A 21,932-nucleotide genomic window follows, 5' to 3' on the forward strand; every position below is an offset into this window, starting at 1 on the left:
CCGTGCGCCCTGCCGCGCGGGGACAAAGCCCGCAAGACGACCGATCCGGAGCGGGGATATCTGCCGGCGGGAACGCCCCTGCCCCGCTGCTCGCCCGCGCCAAGATTAACTATGCCCTGCATGTGACCGGCCGGCGCGCCGACGGCTACCACCTGCTGCAAAGCCTTGTCGCCTTTGCCGAATTCGGCGATCTCCTGTCGGCAAAACCGGCCGGGACCGGACAAGGCTCGACGCTTGCGCTCACCGGTCCCTTCGCCGATGCGCTGGCGTCTGACACCGAGGATAGGCCGCAGGGCGACAACCTCGTGCTGCGTGCGCTTGCCGCGCTCGCCCAGGCCCTCGAAACGGCGCCCCCGCCCCTCGCCCTGACCTTGGAAAAGCGCCTGCCGGTCGCCTCCGGCATCGGCGGCGGCTCGGCCGATGCGGCCGCAGCGCTGCGGCTCGGCTTCGCCGCGATGGCCGGCCGCGCAGCGAACGAAAGCGAGATGGCACGGCTTGCGAAAATTGCGGAAACGATTGGCGCCGACGTGCCGATGTGCCTTGCCTCGCAGCCGGCGCTGGTCTCGGGTACCGGCACCGAGGTCGCACCTCTTCCCCGCTTTCCGGGCCATGCGGTGCTGCTGGCAAATCCGGGCTTACCTATTGCAACACCTCAGGTTTTCGCGCAGCTGGAGCGCCGCGAGAACCCGCTGCTATCCCCGCTCGGCGAGAGCGATCTCGCCTCCTTCGACGCGCTCGTCGCCTGGCTCGAGGCCGCGCGCAACGACCTCGAAGCACCGGCGCTGAAGCTTGCGCCGCAGATCGCCGAGGTGCTGGCCGCGCTGCGCTCGGCGCCCGGCGCGCGCCTTGCCCGCATGTCCGGATCGGGCGCGACATGCTTCGCGCTGTTCGCGGGGATAGAGGAGGCCGAGCGGGAGGCCCGCCGGCTCGCCGCGCTGCATCCCGGCTGGTGGATCCAGGCCGCGCCGGTCGCTGCAGTGGGTTGAGTCCGGATCGGCACGGCTCTGCCGTCGCAAATCTTCTCCCGCGCGCCGTTTTTCGAAATGTCCCCGGCGCGCGAACGCGACAACACTTGGACAACCCGCGACACTCCGCTATCGCGTGGGCCTGTTGTCCTCTCGCCCGGGAATCATCGCCGATGAGCGCCTTCGCCCTGACCGTCACCTGCCGCTCGACCCGCGGCATCGTCGCCGCCATCTCCACCTATCTGGCGGAGCACGGTTGCAACATCACCGACAGCGCCCAGTTCGACGACCGCGAGACCGGGAATTTCTTCATGCGCGTCAGCTTCAACAGCGAGACCGGCGCGAGCCTGGACGAGCTGTCGGGCGGCTTTGCGGCCCATGCCGAGGCCTTCGGAATGGACTTCGCGTTCCACGACGAGAAGGCGCAAATGAAGGTTTTAATTATGGTTTCTCGGTTCGGGCACTGCCTGAACGACATTTTGTACCGGTGGCGGATCGGGGCGCTGCCGATCGATATCGTCGGCGTGATCTCCAACCACCTCGACTACCAGAAGCTGGTGGTGAACCACGATATCCCCTTCCACTACATAAAGGTGACGAAGGACAACAAGGCCGAGGCCGAGGCGCGCCAGATGGCGATCGTCGAGGAAACCGGCGCGGAACTGGTGGTTCTGGCCCGCTACATGCAGGTGCTGTCGACGCGCATGTGCGAGGAAATGGCCGGGCGGATCATCAACATCCACCACTCTTTCCTCCCCAGCTTCAAGGGTGCCAACCCCTACAAGCAGGCCTTCGCGCGCGGCGTGAAGCTGATCGGCGCAACCTCCCACTACGTCACCAGCGACCTCGACGAGGGGCCGATCATCGAGCAGGATACGGTGCGCGTCACCCACGCCCAGTCGCCCGAGGATTACGTCTCGCTGGGCCGCGACGTGGAGAGCCAGGTGCTCGCCCGCGCCATCCACGCGCATATCCACCGCCGCGTTTTCCTCAACGGAAACAAGACGGTGGTCTTCCCCGCGAGCCCGGGCAGCTATGCGTCGGAGCGCATGGGCTGAGGGGATAAACGGTCCCATCGGGGGCGGTCCAGGGCGGTGCCGCCACGGGGACAACCCGCCCCGCCAAGGGCAGCGGAGCGTTTGCAAATTTCGAGACGGATTTTGCAAAAACCCGTCTCGAAATCGCTCAAATTCGATAATTGCGTCTCAAAAAGCTCAGCTGACGCGGGCGATGCAGAATTCGACCGCCTCGGCCAGCGCCTCGCGCTGTTCGGTGGCAGGTAATCCCCGCAGCGCGTCCAGCGCCTCGGCCCCGAAAGCGCGCGCCCGCTCGATGGTCTCGGTGAGCGCCCCGGTCTCCTGCATGATCGCGATGGCGCGGTCGAGATCGCCGTCGCGCACGTCGCGCTCCTCCAGGCAGCGGACCCAGAACGCGCGGTCCTCCGGCTTGCCCCGGCGGATGGCGAGGATAACCGGCAGGGTGATCTTGCCTTCGCGCAGGTCGTCGCCGGTGTCCTTGCCGAGATCGGCGGCCGAGCCGCCATAGTCGAGCGCATCGTCGACGAGCTGGAAGGCGAGGCCGAGGGCCATGCCATAGGCGCGGGCGTGGGCCCGATCGGTATCGGAGGCCTCGGCGATGACCGGGCCGACCTCGGCGGCGGCGGCGAACAGGGCCGCCGTCTTCGCCTCGATGACCTGCATGTAGCGCTCTTCGGTGGTCTCCAGGTCCTGCGCCGCGCCGAGCTGCATGACCTCGCCCTCGGCGATGACGGCAGAGGCGCTGGCCAGGATCTGCAGCGCCTCGAGCGAGCCGACATCGACCATCATCTTGAAGGCCTGGCCGAGCAGGTAGTCGCCGACCAGCACGCTTGCCTGATTGCCCCACAACTTGCGCGCAGCCAGCTTGCCGCGCCGCATGTCGCTCTCGTCGACGACGTCGTCGTGCAGGAGCGTCGCCGTGTGCATGAACTCGACGCTGGCGGCAAGGCCCACATGGCCCTCGCCCGAATAGCCGAACATGTCGGCCATGGCGAGGGTCAGCATCGGCCGCAGCCGCTTGCCGCCCGACGAGATCAGGTGGCGGGCGATCTCCGGGATCAGCTCGACATTCGATCCCGCCTTGGACAGGATGAGCTGGTTGACGGCCTCCATGCCGCCGGCGGTGAGGTCGACCAGGTTCTGGATGCTGGCCGGTTCTGACCGGGTTTCGCGCAAGGGAACCACCACGCCCACGTTGAACAACCTCGTTTCGAGTAAGAGACGGGCGGACAATAGGTCCGCCCCATGCCCACGGCAAGCCGTCTTTCGCGAGACGCACCGTTGACCAAACCGCGCGGATGCCGCACAGGCACGTCAGGGAATGTCGCCTCGGCCGCCCTGGTCTTGTAAGGTGCCCCACCCGAACGACCGAATGGACAAGGACTACATGGTTCCTCTGCTCAAGACCAACGATATGGTCCTGATTTCCTATGTCGAGACGCTTCTAGACGAAGCCGGCATCGGCCATCTGGTGCTCGACGGCAACATGAGCATCCTGGAAGGCTCGCTCGGCATCATCCCGCGCCGGGTGATGGTGATCGAGGACGAGCTCGGCGCGGCCATTCGTCTCATGCGCAAGATGGAACTCGCGCACGAGCTCGATGCCGACACGCTGGCCCGCTACGAGAAAGCCGGCGGGAGCGACGCGCCGTGAGCGGCGACCCGCAGGACGCGGCCCAGGTCGTCCCTCCGGTCGCACCGGACCCGATCGAGGCGGGACCTGTCGGGCAGGCCTTGCAGGAGAGCGCTGAGATCACCAAGGACGCCTTTCTCGGCGGGCTGGTGCAGGTGCTGCAGCCGGCGCGCGGCGCCCACCGCGCCGGACTGGACGCGGTCTATCTGGCGGCCGCCGTGCCCGCCGGAACGCGCGGGCGGGTGGTCGACCTCGGCTCGGGCGTCGGCACCGCCGGCTTCTGCCTGGCCGCGCGCCTGCCCCAGGTGGAGGTGCTGCTGGTCGACCGCGACCGGGCGGCGCTCGATCTCGCCGAGAGGGCGCTGGCCCTCCCCGACAATGCCGCCTTCGCGCCGCGGGTTACCATCCTGGAGGCGGACATCGCCGCCCGCGGGCGCGAGCGCCACGCCGCCGGCCTGACGCCGGGCCTTGCCGACCACGCCATCGTCAACCCGCCCTACTATGCCGACGGGCGCTTTCGCGCCTCGCCCGCCGCCCCGCGCGCCGGGGCGCATGTGCTGGACACGCGCGGGTTGGAGCCCTGGGTGCGGGTCGCCACCGACATCGTGCGCGAGGGCGGCACGCTGACCATGATCTTTCGCGCCGACGGATTGGGCGAGATCCTGCAGCTGCTGCCCGGACGCTTCGGCGCCATCGACGTCATTCCGCTGCGCCCGCGCCCTGAGGCCGCGGCAACGCGCATCCTGGTGCGCTGCGTGCGGGCGAGCCGCGCGCCGATGCGCCTGCTGCCGGGCTTCGTGCTGCACGAGGGCGCCGGCTCCGACTTCACCCCCGAGGCGCGCGCGATCATGCGCGACGGCGCCGGCCTGCCGCCGCCCCCGCCGCGCTGAGACGCGGCGCAGGCGGCAGTCCGGGATGCAGGGGTTCGCGATTTTGGGGAACCAGGACCGCGCGCCCTAAAACATGATTGAGAGACTCATGTTTTATGCCTACCCTCCTCGCAATCGAGGATGGGGGTTTTCATGGAGTGGCGTCTCTCTCAAACGGCACAGAGCAACATCAAGTCGGTGTTGCTGATTTTATGCCTAGCTGTTGCGTCTTATCTCATTTTCACCCCAGGAAAGTACCTGCCAATTACACCCATAGCCATCTATACATCATCATACCTCGTATTAAGATGGATTGGTCTGTGTAAAATAGAATTTAAATATATGAAATACAATTTTTACTATTCTTTATTTCAATTAATAGTTGCAGTTTACGGCTTTCACATTTTGCGAATTGACAATTATCCGATGCTGAATTTTCTGTATTTTTTACTCGGTATTGGCCTGTTTATTCCGTTTTCACTTGAAATGTCTTTAGGCTTCTATCGGCGCCGCAGGTAGCCGACAGCCGAAGACGGCCGTCCCAGCTCGGCTGAAACAGTCACCCCATCGGCGGGGCATGGCGATGCGCCACGCCCCGCGCAGTGGGACGCTGACGAGACCGATCCGTCAGTGGATCGGGAACTCCGCGTCGAGGATGCGCCAGTCGCTCGGCCCGATCAGGTCGCGATGGGAAATGCGCACCGAATGCAGCCTGCCCTCGATGTCGCGCTCCCAGAACTGCAGGAAGCGGCTGAGCTCGGGGAAGGTCGGCGCCTTGTCGAGCGTCTGCCAGAGGAAGGTCTGCAGCAGCCGCGGATGGTCGGGCATGTGGTAGAGGATATGGGCCGTGAGCAGGCCGTAGCCCTCGAGCTGGCGGGAAAAATCCGATGATCTCATGATCCGAACCTTTCGAAGTCCCTCACCCAACGTCAAGTTTCCAGACAACACGGTTAACGACAGGTTAATCAGGCTGTTCCCGTGCGCAAGTCCGCCTTGGCCCTAAGGACACCTGACAAGCCCCGCCTGCCCGCACTATGTTGCAGGGAAAGAGCCCGACGCCTTGAGACGGCAGCGCGGGCGAGCCAAGCAGCAGGAGCCCAGATGACCGCGCAGCCTCTCCCGGACACGATCGACGCGACGAGCGCCCTGCTGGACGGGCAGGGCTATGTGGGCGACCGCTCGCTGGCCACGGTGCTGCTGCTGGCGCTGAAGCTGAAGCGGCCGCTGTTCCTGGAAGGCGAGGCCGGCGTCGGCAAGACCGAGATCGCCAAGGTGCTGTCGCAGGCGCTGGGGCGCGAGCTGATCCGCCTGCAATGCTACGAGGGGCTGGACGTTTCCACCGCCGTCTACGAATGGAACTACGCCGCGCAGATGGTCGAGATCCGCGTCTCGGAAGCGGCTGGCGACACCGACCACAGCGAATTGTCGAAGTCGGTCTTCGCCGAGCGCTTCCTGATCAAGCGCCCCGTGCTGCAGGCGCTGGAGCCCTCGCTGTCCGGCCCGCCGGTGTTCCTGATCGACGAGCTGGACCGGGCCGACGAGGCGTTCGAGGCCTTCCTGCTGGAAGTGCTGTCGGACAACCAGGTGACGATCCCGGAACTGGGCACGATCCGCGCCGAGGAGCCGCCCATCGTCATCATCACCACCAACCGCACCCGCGAGATCCACGACGCCTTGAAGCGGCGCTGCCTCTATCACTGGGTCGACTATCCGGATGCCGAGCGCGAGCTGGAGATCGTCCGCCGCAAGGTGCCGGGCGCCGGTGACCGGCTGGCGCGCGAACTCGTCGCCTTCGTGCAGGCGCTGCGCGCCGAGGAGGACCTGTTCAAGCAGCCGGGCGTCGCCGAGACGCTGGACTGGGCGACCGCGCTGACCGAGCTGGACCAGATCGCCCTCGACCCGAACATGGTGTCGGACACGCTGGGCGTGCTGCTGAAATACCAGGACGACATCGAGCGCGTGCGCGGCTCGCGCGCCCGCAAGATCATCGAGGAGATCCAGCGCGACCGCGACCGCACGGAAAGCGGAGCGGCTTGACACCGATGACGGACGAGCTCGCGACGCTGCAGGAGCAGGCCGGCGGACGCATTGCCGACAATATCGTGCATTTCGCCCGGACCCTGCGCCGTGCCGGCCTGCCGGTCGGCCCGGCCAGCGTCGTCGACGCGGTGCGCGCGGTCGAGGTCGCCGGCATCCGCAACCGCGAGGACCTGTACTGGACGCTGCATGCGGTCTTCGTGCGCAAACGCGAGCAGCGCGCCGTCTTCGACGAGGCCTTCCGCATCTACTGGCGCTCGCGCGGACTGATCGAGAAGCTGCTGTCGATCCTCTCGCCGGTGGCGCCCGCGCGCGGCGAGCCGGACAAGCCCAAGGCCGGCCAGACCCGCGTCGCCCAGGCCTTCCAGGCGACGCGCGAACGCCAGCAGCAGCACGAGCGCGAGGAAGTGGTGGTGGACGCCCGCTTCACCGTGTCGGGCCGCGAACTGCTGCAGCGCAAGGACTTCGCCCAGATGAACGCGGAGGAGATCCGCCGGGCCAAGGCGGCGCTCCGGCGCATGGTGCTGCCGATGGAGAAGGTGCGCCTGCGCCGGCTGGTCGCCGCCACGCGCGGGCGCATCGACCCGCGCCGGACCTTACGCGCCTCGCTGCGCACCGGCGGCGACATGATCGAGCTGCGCCACCGGCGCCACGACGTCAAGCGCCCGCCCATCGTGGCGCTCTGCGACATTTCCGGCTCGATGAGCCAGTACACCCGCATCCTGCTGCATTTCATGCATGCGCTGACCGAGGAGCGGCGCAACGTCCACACCTTCCTGTTCGGCACACGGCTGACCAACGTCACGCGGCAGCTGCGGATGAAGGACCCGGACGAAGCGCTCCTCGCCTGCACGCAAGGGGTGGAGGACTGGTCCGGCGGCACGCGGATCGCCACGGCGCTCGCCGCCTTCAACCGGCAATGGTCGCGCCGGGTGCTGTCCGGCGGGCCAATCGTGCTGCTGGTCACCGACGGGCTGGAGCGCGACACGGACGAGGACCTGGAGCGCGAGATCGACCGGCTGCACCGCTCGTGCCGGCGGCTGATCTGGCTGAACCCGTTGCTGCGCTTCGAGGGGTTCGAGGCGCGCGCCAGGGGCGTGCGCGCGATGCTGCCGCATGTCGACGAGTTCCGCGCCGTGCATTCGCTGGACGCGGTCGCCGACCTTTGCACCGCACTCAGCGGCGAGCGCGACCGCGGCAGCCAGCTGACCGACCCGCGCGCCTGGCTGCGCCGGGCAGACGCCCATGCGGCGCAGGACGCGGCGCGCCTCGCGGCAAGCTGACACCCGACGTCGGGCAAGCGCCCTGCCTGTGGAGCAGCCTGTTCTTGCCGCAGGTACCCCATGATACCGGTCCCGTGATATCGGCGTCATGATACCGGCAGAACGGTTTTTGCACGCCATAAGGGAACCGGAAGACTCGCGCGAGAGTTACACGGATGTGATCAGTAGTCGGGAAGGAACATCGGCCGGCGACTTGAAATCGCCAAGATCGTTGCCATTTCTTTCTGTACGAAAGCAAGGGAGCCGCGAGAAAGAGCGGCGGATGATCGATGATGCGACTGACCGAGCCCCACGACCCTGCCGCGCCGCGCCGCGGCCGGATGCTGCTTCCCGCGCTGATCGTCTTCGTGCTGGGAACCGCGACTTTGATGGTGCTGGGCGCCGGCCTTGCCGATGTCAGCCGCAAGGATGCGACGCTGGCCCGGCCGGCGGAAACCGCCGCCCCGGCACAGTTCGGCTAAAAACCCGTCAATTGACCGCGATGACCGGCGTGTTGACGCCGACCCGGCGGAACAGGTCGGCAATGTCGCGATTGTGCATGCGGATGCAGCCGTAGGAGACCGGCCGGCCGATGGAGTCCGGCCGGTTGGTGCCGTGGATGGCATATTCGCCCCCGGCCAGCGTCATCGCCGCGACCCCCATCGGATTGTTCGGCGCCCCGCCCGCGATCACCGCCGGCAGATGCGGCAGGTCGCGCTTGACGTCGGCGGGCGGTGCCCAGGCCGGACGCACATGCATGCCGGTGATGTAGGTGCGGCCCGCCCAGGCCTTGCCGCGCTTGCCCACGGCAACCGTATAGCGCAGGGCCGTGCCGCCGCGCTGCACCAGGTAAAGACGCTTTTCGCTGTTGCGGATGACGATGGTGCCCGGAGCGACGCGGGTATCGGCAAAGGCGACGAGCTCGGGCGCGGCGAGCGCCGAATGGCTCCACAGCGCCACCCCGATTGCCAGATAGATCGCAACGATACCCCAGACGACCTTGCCCATCGCACGCTCCGGTATTGGTTTACCGAAAGTTTACGCAAGAGCGGACGCGAGGAAAGCGCTTGCACGCCCGCCCGCCGGGAATCGATTCGCATGGTTACGCATTAAGGTTTACGCAGGCACCGGCGGGCAAAGAAAAACCCCGCCCGGACGAACCGGGCGGGGCGAGAAATCCAGTCGGCCGAACGGCTTACTGCATGTAGTCGTAGGTGCCGTCCTTCCACTCGTAGAAGACGTAGCCCGGCAGGGTCACGTCGCCCACGTCGTTGAAGGCCAGGTTGCCGAGCACGGTGGAGAACTCCATCTCGTTCAGCTTGCCGACGACCGCGTCGAAGTCGGTCGAACCGGCGGCCTTGACGGCCTCGGCCCAGGCCTGGATCGCGGCGTAGGTGTAGAGCGAGTAGCCCTCGGCGGTACGGCCGGCGGCCTCGAGCGCCTCCACGACCGGCTTGGCGACCTCGTTCTTGCGCGGATCCGGCGAGAAGGTCATGAGCGTGCCGGCACCGACGTCGCCGGTGATCGACCAGTACTCGTCGGTGACGAGCGCGTCGCCCGAGACGAGGATGGTGCTCATGCCCTGCTCGGCCATCTGGCGCTTGATGAGGCCGGCTTCCGTGTGGTAGCCGCCGACATAGAGCACGTCGATGTTCTCGGACTTCAGCTTGGAGACGAGCGCGGTGTAGTCCTTCTCGCCGGCCGTATAGGCCTCGTAGAGGGCTTCCTGCTTGCCGGCCTCGTTCATGTACTTCTTGGTCTCGTCGGCGAGACCTTTGCCGTAGGCGGTCTTGTCGTGGATGATGGCGATGTTCTTGTCGCCGAACTTCTCGGCGAGGAAGGCACCGGCCACCTGGCCCTGCTGGTCGTCACGGCCGCAGGTCCGGAAGATGCCCGGGCCCGGACGCGCGTCGGTGAAGGTCGGGTTGGTCGAGGCCGGAGAGATCTGGATGATGCCCTCCTCCGAATAAACCTGGCTGGCCGGGATCGACGACCCCGAGCAGAAGTGGCCGGCGACGAAGACGACGCCCGAACCGACGAACTGGTTGGCGACCGCCACGGCCTGCTTGGGATCGCAGGCATCGTCGCCGATCTGCAGCACCAGCTTCTCGCCGTTGATGCCGCCGGCGGCGTTGATGTCCTCGACGGCCTGCTCGGCACCGGCCTTCATCTGCGCGCCGAACGAGGCGTACTGGCCGGTCATCGGACCTGCGGTCGCGATGATGATGTCGGCCATGGCCGCGGTCGACAGGCCCATGCCGACGACGGTGGCGACGCTCGCCATAAGAAGCTTCTTCATAAGGTAGTCTCCCCTTGCTCCAGATGCATTCCCGACCCACCCCGGGCCGGGAGCTGAACCACTCTGGTTGTGCGGGCTTTTTGCCCGCGGGCCGTCCCTTCCGGATCGGCCATCTACCGAAACACTATCGCCTTTTTCGGCAAAGTCGAGCGTTTCGGATCAGGTGGCAGGAAGGCGGACCTTCCCGCAATACGCGTAATGTCAGGCGATGCTGTCGTCCGCTCCCGGACGCAGCCGCCAGCCGAACGGGCTCGTCTTCTCGTAGAGCCAGCGGTACTGGCTGGTCATCTGGTTGGTGCGCGTCACCCGCCAGCCGGCAAGCGCCAGCGCGACCAGGTAGGCGAAGGCGATCAGCCAGTGCTGCACCGACAGCAGCGTGCCGCCGTAGAGCGCGAAGCTGAGGAAGCGCACCGCCAGCGACAGCAGGAAGATGAACCACACCAGCACGAAGAGCGGGCGCCAGGTCAGGGCGCAGGCGCGGCCCGTGGACCAGGCCGCAGCCCCGCCCAGCACCAGCGTCACGATGATGAAGCCCGCAAGGCTCGTGTCATAGAGGAATCCCATCAGGACCTCCCGTTGTGCCGCCGGCCGGCCCTGTCGGGCCCTGGTGCCGGCGAGAATGAGAACACGGGTTCCGGCCGCCGCAGCTCAAGGCCCGGCGGCCGCCGGATCAATGCCTGCCGCCCTCGAGATAGGCCGCCTTCACCTCTTCCTTCGACAGCAGCTCCTTGCCGGTGCCCGACATGGTGATGACGCCGTTGACCATCACGTAGCCGCGATGCGCCAGCTTGAGGGCGTGATAGGCGTTCTGCTCGACGAGGAAGACGGTGAGGCCTTCGGTGCGGTTGAGCTCGGCGATGGCGTCGAAGATCTGCTTGACGATCAGCGGCGCCAGGCCGAGGGACGGCTCGTCCAGCAGCAGCAGCCGCGGCCGGCCCATCAGGGCGCGGGCGATCGCCAGCATCTGCTGTTCGCCGCCCGACAGCGTGCCGCCCCGCTGCTCCCGCCGCTCCTTGAGGCGGGGAAACAGCGCGAAGACCTTTTCCAGATCGCCGGAAAAGTGCTTCGGATCGACGACGGCCGCGCCCATCTGCAGATTTTCCATCACCGACATGCGCGGGAAGATGCGGCGACCTTCCGGCGACTGGGCGATGTCCATCCGCATGATCTCGTGCGTCGGCATCCGGGTGATGTCGATGCCCTTGTAGTGGACCGTGCCGTTGCGCGCCTGCGGCGTGCCGCAGATCGTCATCATCAGGGTCGACTTGCCGGCGCCGTTGGCCCCGATCAGGGTGACGATCTCGCCCTCGTGGACGTCCATGTCGACGCCGCGCAGCGCGACGATCTTGCCGTAGTAGGTCTCGACGCCGCGAATCTGGAGAAGGGGTTGTTTCTCGCTCACAGGCCCACCTCTTCTTCCACCTGTTCGACCTCGTCATCGGCAACGCCCAGATAGGCGGCGATGACCTTCGGGTCGTTCTTCACCTCGTGCGGCGTGCCGTCGGAGATCTTCTCGCCGTAGTCCAGAACCACCACGTGGTCGGAGATTTCCATGACCACCGACATGTCGTGTTCGATCAGGAGCACCGAGGTCTTGTGCTCGTCGCGGATGTAGTGGAGCAGCGTGTTGAGCTCCGCGCTCTCGCGCGGGTTCAGGCCCGCCGCCGGCTCGTCCAGGCACAGGAGTTCCGGCATGGTGCACATGGCGCGGGCGATCTCGAGCCGCCGCTGGTCGCCATAGGGCAGGTCCGCCGCCGGCGCGTCGGCCCGGTCGATCAGGTTGGTGCGCTCCAGCCAGTATCTGGCCCGATCCACCGCGCCGGCCTCCGCCTTGCGGAAACCGCCGATGCCCAGCAGGCCGCCGACCGTGTAGCCGGAGGCCACCATCAGCGGGTTGTGCTGCGCCACCATCAGGTTTTCCAGCAGGGTCATGCCGCCGAACAGGCGGATGTTCTGGAAGGTGCGCGCGACCCCGGCCTTGGCCGAGATCTTGAAGTCGGGCATGCGCTCCAGCAGGTAGTGCTCACCGGTGCGCCGCTTCATGGTGATGCGGCCCTCGGTCGGCTTGTAGAAGCCTGTGGCGCAGTTGAAGACCGTGGTCTTGCCGGCGCCGTTGGGGCCGATCAGGGCGGTGATGTCGCCGCGCCCGACATTGAACGACAGGTCGTTCACCGCGACCAGGCCGCCGAAGCGCATGGTCACATGTTCGATGCGAAGGACGGGATCGTCGTTCCAGCGGCTCATCCGTGGCCCTCCTGAACCAGATCGGCGGAAATGCCCTTGGCCTTCTTTCGGTCAAGCGCGATGGAGGGCGCACGGGTCGAGATCAGACCGCGCGGCTTCCAGACCATGATCACGACCATCAAGAGGCCGAACACGAGCATCCGGTATTCCTCGAACTGCCGGAAGAACTCGAAGCCGCCGATCATCACCACCGCGGCGATGACGACGCCGACCTGCGAGCCGAGGCCGCCGAGGACGACGATCGCCAGGATCACCGCCGATTCGATGAAGGTGAAGCTCTCCGGCGAGATGAAGCCCTGTCGCGTGGCGAAGAACGAGCCCGCGAACCCGCCGAACATGGCGCCGAGCGCGAAGGCGGTCAGCTTGGTGTTGGTGGTGTTGATGCCGAGCGAACGGCAGGCGATCTCGTCCTCGCGCAGGGCCTCCCAGGCCCGCCCGACCGGCAGCTTGCGCAGCCGCATGGTGACGAAGTTGGTCGCAAGCGCCATCACCAGGATCAGGTAGTACAGGAAGATGATCCGGTGGATGGAGTTGAAGTCCAGCCCGAAGAAGTGGGCAAAGCCGCCCTCCCCGCGCTCGAACTCCAGGCCGAAGAAGCTCGGCCGGGGAATGCCGGACAACCCGTTCGGGCCGCCTGTGAACTCGTACCAGTTGAGCAGCACCACGCGGATGATCTCGCCGAAGGCCAGCGTCACGATGGCGAGATAATCGCCGCGCAGGCGCAGCACCGGAAAGCCGAGGATGACGCCCCAGAAGGCGGCGAGGATGCCGGCCAGCGGCAGGCAGAGCCAGAAGGAAAAGCCGAAATACTGGGCCAGCAGCGCATAGGAATAGGCGCCCACCGCATAGAAGGCGACATAGCCGAGGTCCAGCAGGCCGGCGAGGCCGACCACGATGTTGAGGCCCCAGCCGAGCATCACGTAGGTGGTCACCAGGATCGCCAGGTCGAGATACTGGCGCGAGCCGCGCGAGCCGAGGAAGTACATCAGCAGGAACGGCAGGACCACGGCGAGCACGAAGAGCGCCGGGGTGATCAGGTGGCCGAAGCGGGAGGCCGCTTCCTGGCTGGGCACGAACCCGCCGAGCACGGCGGTGACCGGCTTTTCGCTCTTCCAGACGAAGAGGTTGAGCGCCAGGCGCCCGACGAAGACGACGGCGACCGCGATGGCGACCGCGCCCCAGCGGTACTCGATCGACAGACCGCCGATGCTGACGTCGGTCTTCATGCCGATGAGCATGGCGAACAGGCCGAATGCGACCAGTGCGCCCACGGCGGCATCCTTCACGGAGCCGGCGAGCAAATCCTGTTTCTGTGCGGCCATGGTGTCAGACCTTCTCGACTTCGGGTTTGCCCAGGAGGCCCTCGGGCATGAAGATCAGCACGATGGCGAGGATCGAGAACGCGGCCACGTCCTTGTATTCAAGGGAGAAGTAGCCGGACCAGAAGGTCTCGATGAGGCCGATCAGAAGGCCGCCGAGCATGGCGCCGGGCAGCGAACCGATGCCCCCGAGCACGGCCGCGGTGAAGGCCTTAACGCCGGCCAGGAAGCCGATGTAGAAGTCGATGACGCCATAGTAGAGCAGGAACATCAGGCCGGCGACGGCGGCCAGCGCCGCACCCATGACGAAAGTCAACGAGATGGTGCGGTCGACATTGATGCCGAGCAGCGCGGCCATCTTGCGGTCCTGCTCGCAGGCGCGCTGGGCGCGCCCCAACGGCGTCTTGGTGATGAGGAAGGTGAAACCGGCCATCAGCAGCAGCGTCGCGACGATGATCAGGATCTGCATGTAGCTGATCTGGACGACGAAGCTGCCCTCCGGACCGACCGTCTCCCAGAGCTTGATATTGCCACCCAGCAGCGGCTGCAGCGGCTTGGTGCGCGCGCCCTGCGAGATCTGCACGAAGTTCTGCAGCGCGATGGAGGCGCCGATGGCGGTGATCAGCGGCGCCAGGCGGAACGAACCGCGCAGCGGCCGGTAGGCGATCCGCTCCACCGTCCAGCCCCAGACGGCGGTCAGCGCCATGGCGATGACCAGCACGAGGCAGAGCGCCAGGATGAGCAGCAGCAACGGCGTCGCCGCGGTGATGCCCAGCGCGATGATCACGATGAGCGCGATAAAGGCTCCGACCATGAAGATATCTCCATGGGCGAAGTTGATCATGCCGATGATCCCGTAGACCATCGTGTAGCCAATGGCGATCAGGCCGTAGATCGACCCGAGCGTAACGCCATTGATCAACTGTTGGATGAAGTAGTCCATAGGCCCTGTGGTCCCCCTGAAGGACTGGCGGCTTCGCCGTTCTCAGTCCGCAGCACCGCCGACCTGGCAGCGGTGCATGATCATATGTACTTACCAAGCCCCTGTGGGCGGCACAATTCCCCTCTAAAACCGGCATTTAGAAAAGAACATCTTTCCCCTTCGCCGGCAAACGGTACGCGATTGTTCCTCCGCTGCGCCCCGATGGCCCTCCCCTGTCCGCAGATGCCGTCCGGCGGCCCCGCAGGGCGCGCAATGCACCCGGCGATTTCCGGACAGACCTGGGGCGGGGAATCGAAGCGGCGACGTGGCTCCTCCCGATCGCGCCGTTAACGTAGGGGAAAAAAGTCACAAGGAAACGCCAGTTTCAATTGAAACTTCCCGACGTGATGGTTAGAAAATCTAACGATGAGCACCGGCAACCTGCCTCCCCTCAATGCGCTCAGGGCCTTGGCCGCCCTCGCCCAGACCGGCCGCGTCGGCCTGGCCGCCGACGAACTCGGCGTCACCCATGCCGCGGTCAGCCATCATCTGCGCAATCTGGAGGACTGGTTCGGCGTCGCATTGGTGCGGCGAGTCGGGCGCCGCGTTGAGCTGACGCCGGAAGCCGAGCGCATCGCCGACGTGACCCGCGCCTCGCTGCAGCGGATCGGCGACGTGTGCCACGACGTGCTGGAAACGGTGCGACGGCCGGAGCTGTCCATCGCCTGTGTGCCCTCCTTCGGCACGCGCTACCTCATTCCCCGCCTCGTCGACTTCGCGGAAGTGGCGCCGAACCTGCGGCTCAGCCTGCTCTACGCCCAGCACGGGCTGGCGCAGGACACCGACATTTCCATCGACTGGTTCGACACCCCGCCGATGGCCGAGCGCTATGCGGTGCGTCTGCGGCTGCTGTCCGGCCACACGCGGCCGGTGTGCAGCCCGGCGCATCTGGCCGCCAACGGCCCCTTCGACACGCCGGAAAAGCTCGCCGGCGCGCGCCTGCTGCACGACGAGACGCGCAAGGACTGGCGCGACTGGCTGGCGGAAAACGGCCTGCCTCCGGACCTTGCCGGCAACGGCCCGGTGTTCAGCGACTTCAATCTCTTGGTCAGCGCCGTCGTCGCCGGCCACGGGGTGGCGCTCTGCGTGGAAACGATGATCGAGGCGGAGTTGCAGCGCGGCGACCTGATCCCGCTCACCGACACGCTGGGCAGCCGCGACCGCGGCTACTGGCTGACCGCAGCGCAGCCCCCCGGCCCGGCCGCCCAGCGCTTCATCGCGTGGATCACCGAGCGCATGCCGGGCAGCGTCGCCGACACGCCGGACCTCGGCCCGGCGCGAAATCCGCGCACCGCCCCGTGAAACCACTTCGAAACCGCCCTAGGTTAGGATCGACGCTCGAAATGCGGACGAAACAGGGACGGGCACGGTCGGGCCATCGACATGGCCGCTAGAGGGGACCACATGACGAACAGCTCAGCCTTCAGGACGGGAGGCCTCGGCGGCGAGGGCACGCAGTCCGTCGACCGCTTCGCCTTCCGCGAGGCGATGAGCCGGCTGGGCACCGCCGTCCACATCGCCACGACCGACGGCGTCGCCGGGCGCGGCGGCACCACCGTCTCGGCTGTCGCCTCCGTCTCCGACGCACCGCCCACGGTGCTGGTCTGCGTCAACCGCCAGGCCCGCATCAACGCCGCGATCAAGGCCAACGGCCAGTTCGCCATCAACACGCTGCCGGCCGAGGCGCAGGACCTGTCCGATGCCTTCGCCGGCAAGGGCGAGCTCACCTTCGACGACCGCTTCGCGCTGGCCGACTGGCATCGGCTCGCGACCGGATCGCCGATCCTGCGCGGGGCGCGCGTCGCGCTCGACTGCCGGGTGACCGGCATTTCCGAAATCGGCACCCATTCGGTGATCTTCGGCGAGATCCTCGGCATCGAACTCGGCGAGCGCGGCCCGGCGCTAATCTATCTCGACCGCGCCTATCACCGCATCTGATCGTCCCAGCCCTCATTTGCAACGATCCGACGAGGCCGCCTTGCGCAACCTGATCACCGACGTCCCTGGCCTTTCGGTCGGCAATGCCTCCTGCGAGCGCCTGAAGTCCGGCGTCACCGTGCTGACCGCAGATCGGCCGCTGCGCGCCTCCGTGGCGATCCATGGCGGGGCGCCGGGCACCCGCGAGGCGGCGCTGCTCGATCCGCGCTTCACGGTGGAAAGCGTCGATGCCTTGGTGCTGTCGGGCGGCTCGGCCTTCGGGCTGGATGCGGCCTCCGGGGTGCAGATGGCACTGGCAGCGCAAGGGCGCGGCTTTGCGGTGGGCACCGCGCGCGTGCCCATCGTGCCGGGGGCGATCCTCTTCGACCTGCTCAACGGCGGCGACAAGGACTGGGGCGACGCCAACCCCTATGGCGCGCTCGGCCGCACGGCGCTGGCCGCAGCCGCGCCCGACTTCCAGATCGGCAGCTTTGGGGCGGGCACCGGCGCGACGACGGCAACGCTGAAAGGCGGCCTCGGATCGGCCTCGGCGACGCTGTCGTCGGGTGCGACCGTCGGCGCGCTGGTCGCGGTCAATGCGCTCGGCAGCGCGGTGCTGGGCGAGGGCCCGCATTTCTGGGCCGCGCCCTTCGAGAAGGGGGACGAGTTCGGCGGCCTCGGCTGGCCGGCGGCACAGCCCGCCCTGCCCGACAGGCCGCGCACCAAGCTCGACGGCCTCACCGAGGGCGCCAACACCACCATCGCCATCGTCGCGACGGACCTTTCGCTCTCCAAGGCGGAGCTGCAGCGGCTGGCGGTGGCGACCCATGACGGCTTCGCCCGCGCCCTGTGGCCGGCGCATACCCCGCTCGACGGCGACCTGATCTTCGCGGCCTCGACGGCGGCGCGCGAGATGCGCGATCCCCTGGCCGAGACGGTGGAGATCGGCGCGGTCGCCGCTGCCGTGATGAGCCGGGCGATCGCCCGCGCCGTCCATGCCGCCAGCCCCGCCCCCGGCGACACGCTGCCGACTTGGGCTGAGCGCTTCGGCGGGAAAAGCTAGGAACGGCGGCGGATTACTCCGCCGCCTCCATCGCCGGCGTGCCCTCGCCCTGCGGCGCGAGCTGGGCCAGCAGCGCCTCGCGCCGGGCCATCGCCTTGGCGTGGTTCGCCTCCTTCACCGGACCGAAGCCGCGCACCGTGTCGGCAGTGCGGGCAAGCTCGACGAGCAGGCCGTAATTCGCCGTGCCGACAAGACCGGCGATGCGCTCGGCATCGGCAAGGCAGAGGCTCGCGAAGTCCCGCTCCATGCGCCGCTCTTCGGTGCGGCCGAACGGATCGAACGCGGTGCCGCGCAGGCGCTTGGCCCTCGCCAGCAGGCGGAAGGCGGTGAAGATCCACGGGCCGAAGGCGATCTTGCGCGGACGCCCCGTGCGCGCATCGAGCGTGCGGGAGATCAGCGGCGGCGCCAAGAGCACCTTGAGCTTGCGTGGGCTGTCGAACTGCGCCTCCAGCCGGGCGCGGAAGTCGGGCTGCGAATAAAGCCGCGCGACCTCGTACTCGTCCTTGTAGGCCATCGCCCGGTAGAGACCCTCGGCGAGCGTGCGCGTCAGCCGCAGGGTGCCGTTGCCGGCGCGCTCGTCGGCGGCACGCACGGACGCCACCGCATCGCGAAAGCGGCGCGCGTAAGCTTCGTCCTGGTAGGCGGCGAGTTCGTTGCCCAGGAACGCGATCCGCGTGTCGAGATCCATCTCCGCCGCCGGGTCGACGGCATTCGCCGCAGGCAGGCCCGCAAGGATCTTGTCGGGCGCGGCGAACAGCACCCGGCCGGCGTGGAAGGCGGCAAGGTTCTTGTCGACCGCCGCGCCGTTGAGGCGGATCGCGGTGTCGAGCGCGGTGGTCGTCAGCGGCAGGCGGCCGGCCTGATGTGCCATGCCGACCAGCATCATATTGGCGTAGATCGCATCGCCGAACAGCGCCTCGGCGATGCGGGCGATGTCGTGGCCGGCAAAGAGCGGACAGGCCTCGTCCAGGGTCTTCAGCATCCGCGCCTCGTCGAAGGAGAGCGTCTGCTTCATCACGAATTCGGCCGTCGGCGCGACGCGCGAATTGGCAAAGCCCGCCGTGCGCTGCCGGTCGATCAGCGCCAGCTGCTCGGCATTGGTCGCCACCACCATGTCGGAGGCGAGCAGCACGTCGAGGCTGGCGGTCGGTATGCGCGGCCCCTCGATGGCCCGGTCCGCGGTGGAAAAGCGCAGATGCGAGGTCACCGGGCCGCCCTTCTGGGCAAGGCCGGTCATGTCCAGCGTCGAGGCCTGCTTGCCGTCGACATGGGCGGCCATGGCCAGCACCGCCGCCGTGGTGGTGACGCCGGCCCCGCCGATGCCGGCGATCAGCAGGTTGAGCGTCGTCTCCAGTCCCGCAACTTCCGCCTCGGGCAGCTCGGCGACGAGCGCTGCGAGATCGAGCCCCGCCGCCTCGGCCCGGCGCAGCGAGGCGCCCTCCACCTCCACGAAGGACGGACAGAAGCCCTTGGCGCAGGAAAAGTCCTTGTTGCAGGACGACTGGTTGATCCGCCGCTTCTCGCCGAAGGGCGTCGCCAGCGGCTCGACGGAGATGCAGTTCGACTGCACCGAACAGTCGCCGCAGCCCTCGCAGACGCGCTCGTTGATGAAGAGGCGCATGTCGGGATCGGCGAAGCTGCCGCGCTTGCGGCGGCGGCGCTTTTCCGCCGCGCAGGTCTGGTCGTAGATCAGCACGGTGACGCCGGCGACCTGCTGCAGCTCCTCCTGCACGCGCATCAGCTCGTCGCGGTGGAAGACATCGGTGCCCGGCGCAAGGTCGCGGCGGCCGAGATAGGCGTCCGGCTCCTCGCTGACGACGACGATCCGCTCGACGCCCTCGGCCTCCAGCTGGCGGGTGAGCTGCGGCACGGTCAGGATGCCGTCGACCGGCTGGCCGCCGGTCATCGCCACCGCGTCGTTGTAGAGGATCTTGTAGGTGATCGGCACCTTGGAGGCGACGGCCTGGCGGATCGCCAGGATGCCGGAATGGAAATAGGTGCCGTCGCCCACATTGGCGAAAACGTGCCTGTCGCGGGCGAAATCGGCCTGGCCGACCCACAACACGCCCTCGCCGCCCATGGCGATCTGGCCGTCGGTGGTGCGCCCCGGAATCTCCGTCATGGCATGGCAGCCGATGCCGGGCATGGCGCGGGCGCCCTCCGGCACCACGGTGGACGACGAATGCGGGCAGCCGGAACAGAAATAGGGCACCCGCGCGGCGCGCTCGGCATGACCCTGCGACCACATCACCTGCCGGTTCATCCGCTCGGCGACGGCGCGCATCTCGGCGGTGACGAAATCGGCCGGCAGGAAGGCGAGCAGCGCCGGGATGATCTCGGCAACAGCCAGTTCCAAAAGGTCGGAGAGGAAGGGATTGCCCTGCGGGGTCATCTTGCCCCAGATCGCCGGGCGGGCATGGTCCGGCCAGCCATAGGCGATTTCCTTGATCTGCGGCTCGAGGAAGGCGCGCTTGTGCTCGACGACGAGCAGCCGCTCCAGCCCACGGGCGAAATTCGACAGGCCGATGGGCTCCAGCGGCCAGGGCATCGCCACCTTGTAGATGGCAAGGCCGATGTCGCGGGCGCGCTCCTCGGTGAGGCCGATCAGCTCGAACGCCTGGCGCAGGTCGCGATAGGCCTTGCCGGTGGCGACGATGCCGATGCGCGGCCGGCTGGCACCGAAGGCGACGCGGTCGAGCCCGTTGGCCCGCACATAGGCGCGCGCGGCGGGAATGCGCACGTCGCGCAGCAGCCGCTCGGTCTCCAGCCGGTTGCCGAGCAGCATCACCCGGTTGAGATCGTCGTGCCGGCGCGGGTCGCGGTCCTGCGGGAAGGCGAAATCGAGCCGCGCCGGATCGACGGAGATGGTCGCGGAGGCATCCATCGTGTCGGCAAGGCAGATCAGCCCGCTCCACAGCCCGCTGAAGCGCGACATGGCGAAGCCGTGCAATCCGTAGTCCAGCACTTCCTGGATGTCGGACGGGTTGAGCACCGGCATCTCGACATGCTGGAAGAAGAATTCCGACTGGGCCGGCAGGATCGAGGACTTGGCGAGGTGATCGTCGCCGGCTAGCGCCAGCACGCCGCCATTGGCCGCCGTACCGCTGGCATTGGCCTGGCGCAGCACGTCGCCGGCCCGGTCGACGCCCGGCGCCTTGCCGTACCAGATGCCGAAGACGCCGTCGTAATCGCTGCCCTTGCCGTGATGGGCGACCTTCTGGCTGCCCCAGACGGCGGTGGCGCCGAGCTCCTCGTTGACGCCGGGCTTGAAGACGATGTCGGCCGGCGCAAGATGGCGCCTGGCGCGGACCAGCTCGGTGTCGAAGCCGGCGAGCGGCGACCCGCGATAGCCGGAGATGAAACCGCCGGTCTTCAGCCCGCTCGCCCGGTCGAGCCGGCTGCGGTCGAGGGCGAGGCGCACGAGCGCCTGAATGCCGGTCAGGTAGACACGGCCGTCGTTGGACACATATTTGTCGTCGAGGGAGACAGAGCGCGTGATGGCGTTCATGAGACGGCCTCCTCATCCGTCGTATGGGTCGCGCGCGAGGGGGCGTGAAGCGCCCGCACCCCGCGCAATCTTCTGGGACCCAATATGCTCCTTCTTTGCGTGAAATTCTGTGCTATCGTGCCCGAAACAGACCCTAAAACCGCACGGAATTTCCCCTCGACACGTCATGAGCGAAAAAAACCTTCTGGATCCCTCCGATATCCGCGTGCTGCAGATCATGCAGCGGGATGCCTCCCTCTCCATCGCCGAAATCGCCCGCGAGGCAGGCATGAGCCAGACCCCGTGCTGGCGCCGCATCAAGAAGCTCAAGGAGACCGGCGTGATCCGCCAGGTCGTCGCCGTCGTCGACCGGGAAGCGGTCGGGCTCGGCTTCGTCGCCTATGCCTTTGTCAAGCTGGCCGTGCCCAGCCGCGAGAACATGGAGACCTTCGACAAGCTGCTGCAGCGCTGGCCGGAAGTGGTGATCTGTGAGCGCATCACCGGCGCGGTCGACTACCTGATCAAGGTCGTCGCCAGCGACATCAAGGCCTATGACGACTTCCTGCGGCTGAAGCTGCTCGACAACACGCTGGTCTCCGACGTGCAGTCGCGCATCGTCGTCAGCACGGTGAAGCACACGGTGGCGCTGCCGATTCGCGAGACGTGAGGGGGCGGAGTTCATCGCGGGCATTGCTCACCCCCCTTTCGTCGGCTGCGCCGACATCTCCTCCTCATCCCTTCTTTTTGGGGGGGGAGGGGAGAGGGCGCGGTCGGCTCCTGCCTCTCCTCGCGTCTTCCCGGTCGCGCGCAAGCGCGAA

At 67.3% G+C, this 21,932-nt stretch carries 21 protein-coding genes; 11 read left to right on the plus strand and 10 right to left on the minus strand.

Features of this window, described 5'->3' with window-relative positions; genetic code table 11:
- Positions 1-2 precede the first annotated feature (2 nt).
- Both MNI96_RS20180 and purU read left to right on the plus strand, forming a co-directional pair.
- A complete protein-coding gene (locus MNI96_RS20180) occupies positions 3-986 on the plus strand; it encodes a 4-(cytidine 5'-diphospho)-2-C-methyl-D-erythritol kinase (RefSeq protein ID WP_349629207.1) in 984 nt (327 codons plus the stop codon).
- A 152-nt stretch (positions 987-1,138) separates the two neighbouring features.
- A complete protein-coding gene (gene purU, locus MNI96_RS20185; protein ID WP_249696091.1) occupies positions 1,139-2,023 on the plus strand; it encodes a formyltetrahydrofolate deformylase in 885 nt (294 codons plus the stop codon).
- Between the two features lie 156 nt (positions 2,024-2,179).
- Here purU and MNI96_RS20190 read toward each other — a convergent pair whose 3' ends face one another.
- Positions 2,180-3,196: a polyprenyl synthetase family protein gene (locus MNI96_RS20190; RefSeq protein WP_249696124.1), complete on the minus strand. Its 1,017-nt coding sequence runs from the start codon at positions 3,194-3,196 to the stop codon at positions 2,180-2,182.
- Between the two features lie 193 nt (positions 3,197-3,389).
- Between MNI96_RS20190 and MNI96_RS20195 the strand changes: the two genes are divergently transcribed.
- Together MNI96_RS20195 and MNI96_RS20200 are read left to right on the plus strand one after the other, a co-directional pair.
- A complete protein-coding gene (locus MNI96_RS20195) occupies positions 3,390-3,656 on the plus strand; it encodes a putative signal transducing protein (protein WP_249696126.1) in 267 nt (88 codons plus the stop codon).
- Positions 3,653-4,525: a tRNA1(Val) (adenine(37)-N6)-methyltransferase gene (locus tag MNI96_RS20200; protein ID WP_349629209.1), complete on the plus strand. Its 873-nt coding sequence runs from the start codon at positions 3,653-3,655 to the stop codon at positions 4,523-4,525. The genes MNI96_RS20195 and MNI96_RS20200 overlap by 4 nt, the downstream gene beginning before the upstream one ends.
- Before the next feature lie 606 nt (positions 4,526-5,131).
- Here the strand turns inward: MNI96_RS20200 and MNI96_RS20205 are convergent.
- Positions 5,132-5,401, minus strand: a complete 270-nt coding sequence (locus tag MNI96_RS20205) for an usg protein (RefSeq protein ID WP_120267346.1) — start codon at positions 5,399-5,401, stop codon at positions 5,132-5,134.
- 204 nt (positions 5,402-5,605) lie between these two features.
- Between MNI96_RS20205 and MNI96_RS20210 the strand changes: the two genes are divergently transcribed.
- The 3 genes from MNI96_RS20210 to MNI96_RS20220 all read left to right on the plus strand — a co-directional run bounded on the left by MNI96_RS20210 (position 5,606) and on the right by MNI96_RS20220 (position 8,285).
- Positions 5,606-6,541 carry an AAA family ATPase gene (locus MNI96_RS20210; RefSeq protein WP_249696094.1) on the plus strand — a complete coding sequence of 312 codons (936 nt, stop codon included), beginning with the start codon at positions 5,606-5,608 and terminating at the stop codon, positions 6,539-6,541.
- 5 nt (positions 6,542-6,546) lie between these two features.
- Positions 6,547-7,824, plus strand: coding sequence for a vWA domain-containing protein (locus tag MNI96_RS20215; RefSeq protein ID WP_249696096.1), 1,278 nt, complete (start codon positions 6,547-6,549; stop codon positions 7,822-7,824).
- A 269-nt stretch (positions 7,825-8,093) separates the two neighbouring features.
- A complete protein-coding gene (locus MNI96_RS20220) occupies positions 8,094-8,285 on the plus strand; it encodes a hypothetical protein (protein WP_249696098.1) in 192 nt (63 codons plus the stop codon).
- Between the two features lie 7 nt (positions 8,286-8,292).
- On the opposite strand, the gene MNI96_RS20225 is transcribed toward MNI96_RS20220, so the two are convergent.
- The 7 genes from MNI96_RS20225 to MNI96_RS20255 all read right to left on the minus strand — a co-directional run bounded on the left by MNI96_RS20225 (position 8,293) and on the right by MNI96_RS20255 (position 14,608).
- Positions 8,293-8,811, minus strand: coding sequence for a L,D-transpeptidase (locus MNI96_RS20225; RefSeq protein WP_249696100.1), 519 nt, complete (start codon positions 8,809-8,811; stop codon positions 8,293-8,295).
- A 187-nt stretch (positions 8,812-8,998) separates the two neighbouring features.
- A complete protein-coding gene (locus tag MNI96_RS20230) occupies positions 8,999-10,102 on the minus strand; it encodes a branched-chain amino acid ABC transporter substrate-binding protein (RefSeq protein ID WP_249696101.1) in 1,104 nt (367 codons plus the stop codon).
- A gap of 201 nt (positions 10,103-10,303) precedes the next feature.
- Positions 10,304-10,666 (minus strand): DUF6867 family protein, encoded by a 363-nt coding sequence (locus MNI96_RS20235; RefSeq protein ID WP_249696103.1) that lies wholly within the window; start codon positions 10,664-10,666, stop codon positions 10,304-10,306.
- A gap of 106 nt (positions 10,667-10,772) precedes the next feature.
- Complete coding sequence (locus MNI96_RS20240; RefSeq protein WP_249696105.1) at positions 10,773-11,504, minus strand: ABC transporter ATP-binding protein; 732 nt, start codon at positions 11,502-11,504, stop codon at positions 10,773-10,775.
- A complete protein-coding gene (locus tag MNI96_RS20245; RefSeq protein ID WP_249696107.1) occupies positions 11,501-12,346 on the minus strand; it encodes an ABC transporter ATP-binding protein in 846 nt (281 codons plus the stop codon). The genes MNI96_RS20240 and MNI96_RS20245 overlap by 4 nt, the downstream gene beginning before the upstream one ends.
- A complete protein-coding gene (livM, locus tag MNI96_RS20250; protein WP_249696108.1) occupies positions 12,343-13,668 on the minus strand; it encodes a high-affinity branched-chain amino acid ABC transporter permease LivM in 1,326 nt (441 codons plus the stop codon). The genes MNI96_RS20245 and livM overlap by 4 nt, the downstream gene beginning before the upstream one ends.
- A gap of 4 nt (positions 13,669-13,672) precedes the next feature.
- Positions 13,673-14,608, minus strand: coding sequence for an ABC transporter permease subunit (locus MNI96_RS20255; protein ID WP_249696110.1), 936 nt, complete (start codon positions 14,606-14,608; stop codon positions 13,673-13,675).
- 405 nt (positions 14,609-15,013) lie between these two features.
- Here MNI96_RS20255 and MNI96_RS20260 point away from each other — a divergent pair, with 405 nt between their 5' ends.
- From MNI96_RS20260 to MNI96_RS20270, 3 genes are all read left to right on the plus strand, one after another.
- The gene (locus MNI96_RS20260; RefSeq protein ID WP_249696112.1) at positions 15,014-15,949 is read left to right on the plus strand and encodes a LysR substrate-binding domain-containing protein; all 936 of its coding nucleotides are present in this window, start codon (positions 15,014-15,016) and stop codon (positions 15,947-15,949) included.
- Positions 15,950-16,051: 102 nt separating this feature from the next.
- Entirely contained in the window at positions 16,052-16,585 is a 534-nt protein-coding gene (locus tag MNI96_RS20265; protein WP_249696114.1) for a flavin reductase, read from the plus strand.
- A 40-nt stretch (positions 16,586-16,625) separates the two neighbouring features.
- On the plus strand, positions 16,626-17,627 hold the full coding sequence (locus tag MNI96_RS20270; RefSeq protein WP_249696116.1) for a P1 family peptidase: 1,002 nt from the start codon (positions 16,626-16,628) through the stop codon (positions 17,625-17,627).
- Positions 17,628-17,640: 13 nt separating this feature from the next.
- Here the strand turns inward: MNI96_RS20270 and MNI96_RS20275 are convergent, their stop codons facing one another.
- On the minus strand, positions 17,641-21,135 hold the full coding sequence (locus tag MNI96_RS20275) for an indolepyruvate ferredoxin oxidoreductase family protein (protein WP_249696118.1): 3,495 nt from the start codon (positions 21,133-21,135) through the stop codon (positions 17,641-17,643).
- Between the two features lie 166 nt (positions 21,136-21,301).
- Here MNI96_RS20275 and MNI96_RS20280 point away from each other — a divergent pair, with 166 nt between their 5' ends.
- Positions 21,302-21,781, plus strand: a complete 480-nt coding sequence (locus MNI96_RS20280) for an Lrp/AsnC family transcriptional regulator (protein WP_067216841.1) — start codon at positions 21,302-21,304, stop codon at positions 21,779-21,781.
- Positions 21,782-21,932: the final 151 nt, after the last annotated feature.

The organism is Stappia sp. WLB 29 (assembly GCF_023507705.1).
Lineage (GTDB): Bacteria > Pseudomonadota > Alphaproteobacteria > Rhizobiales > Stappiaceae > Stappia.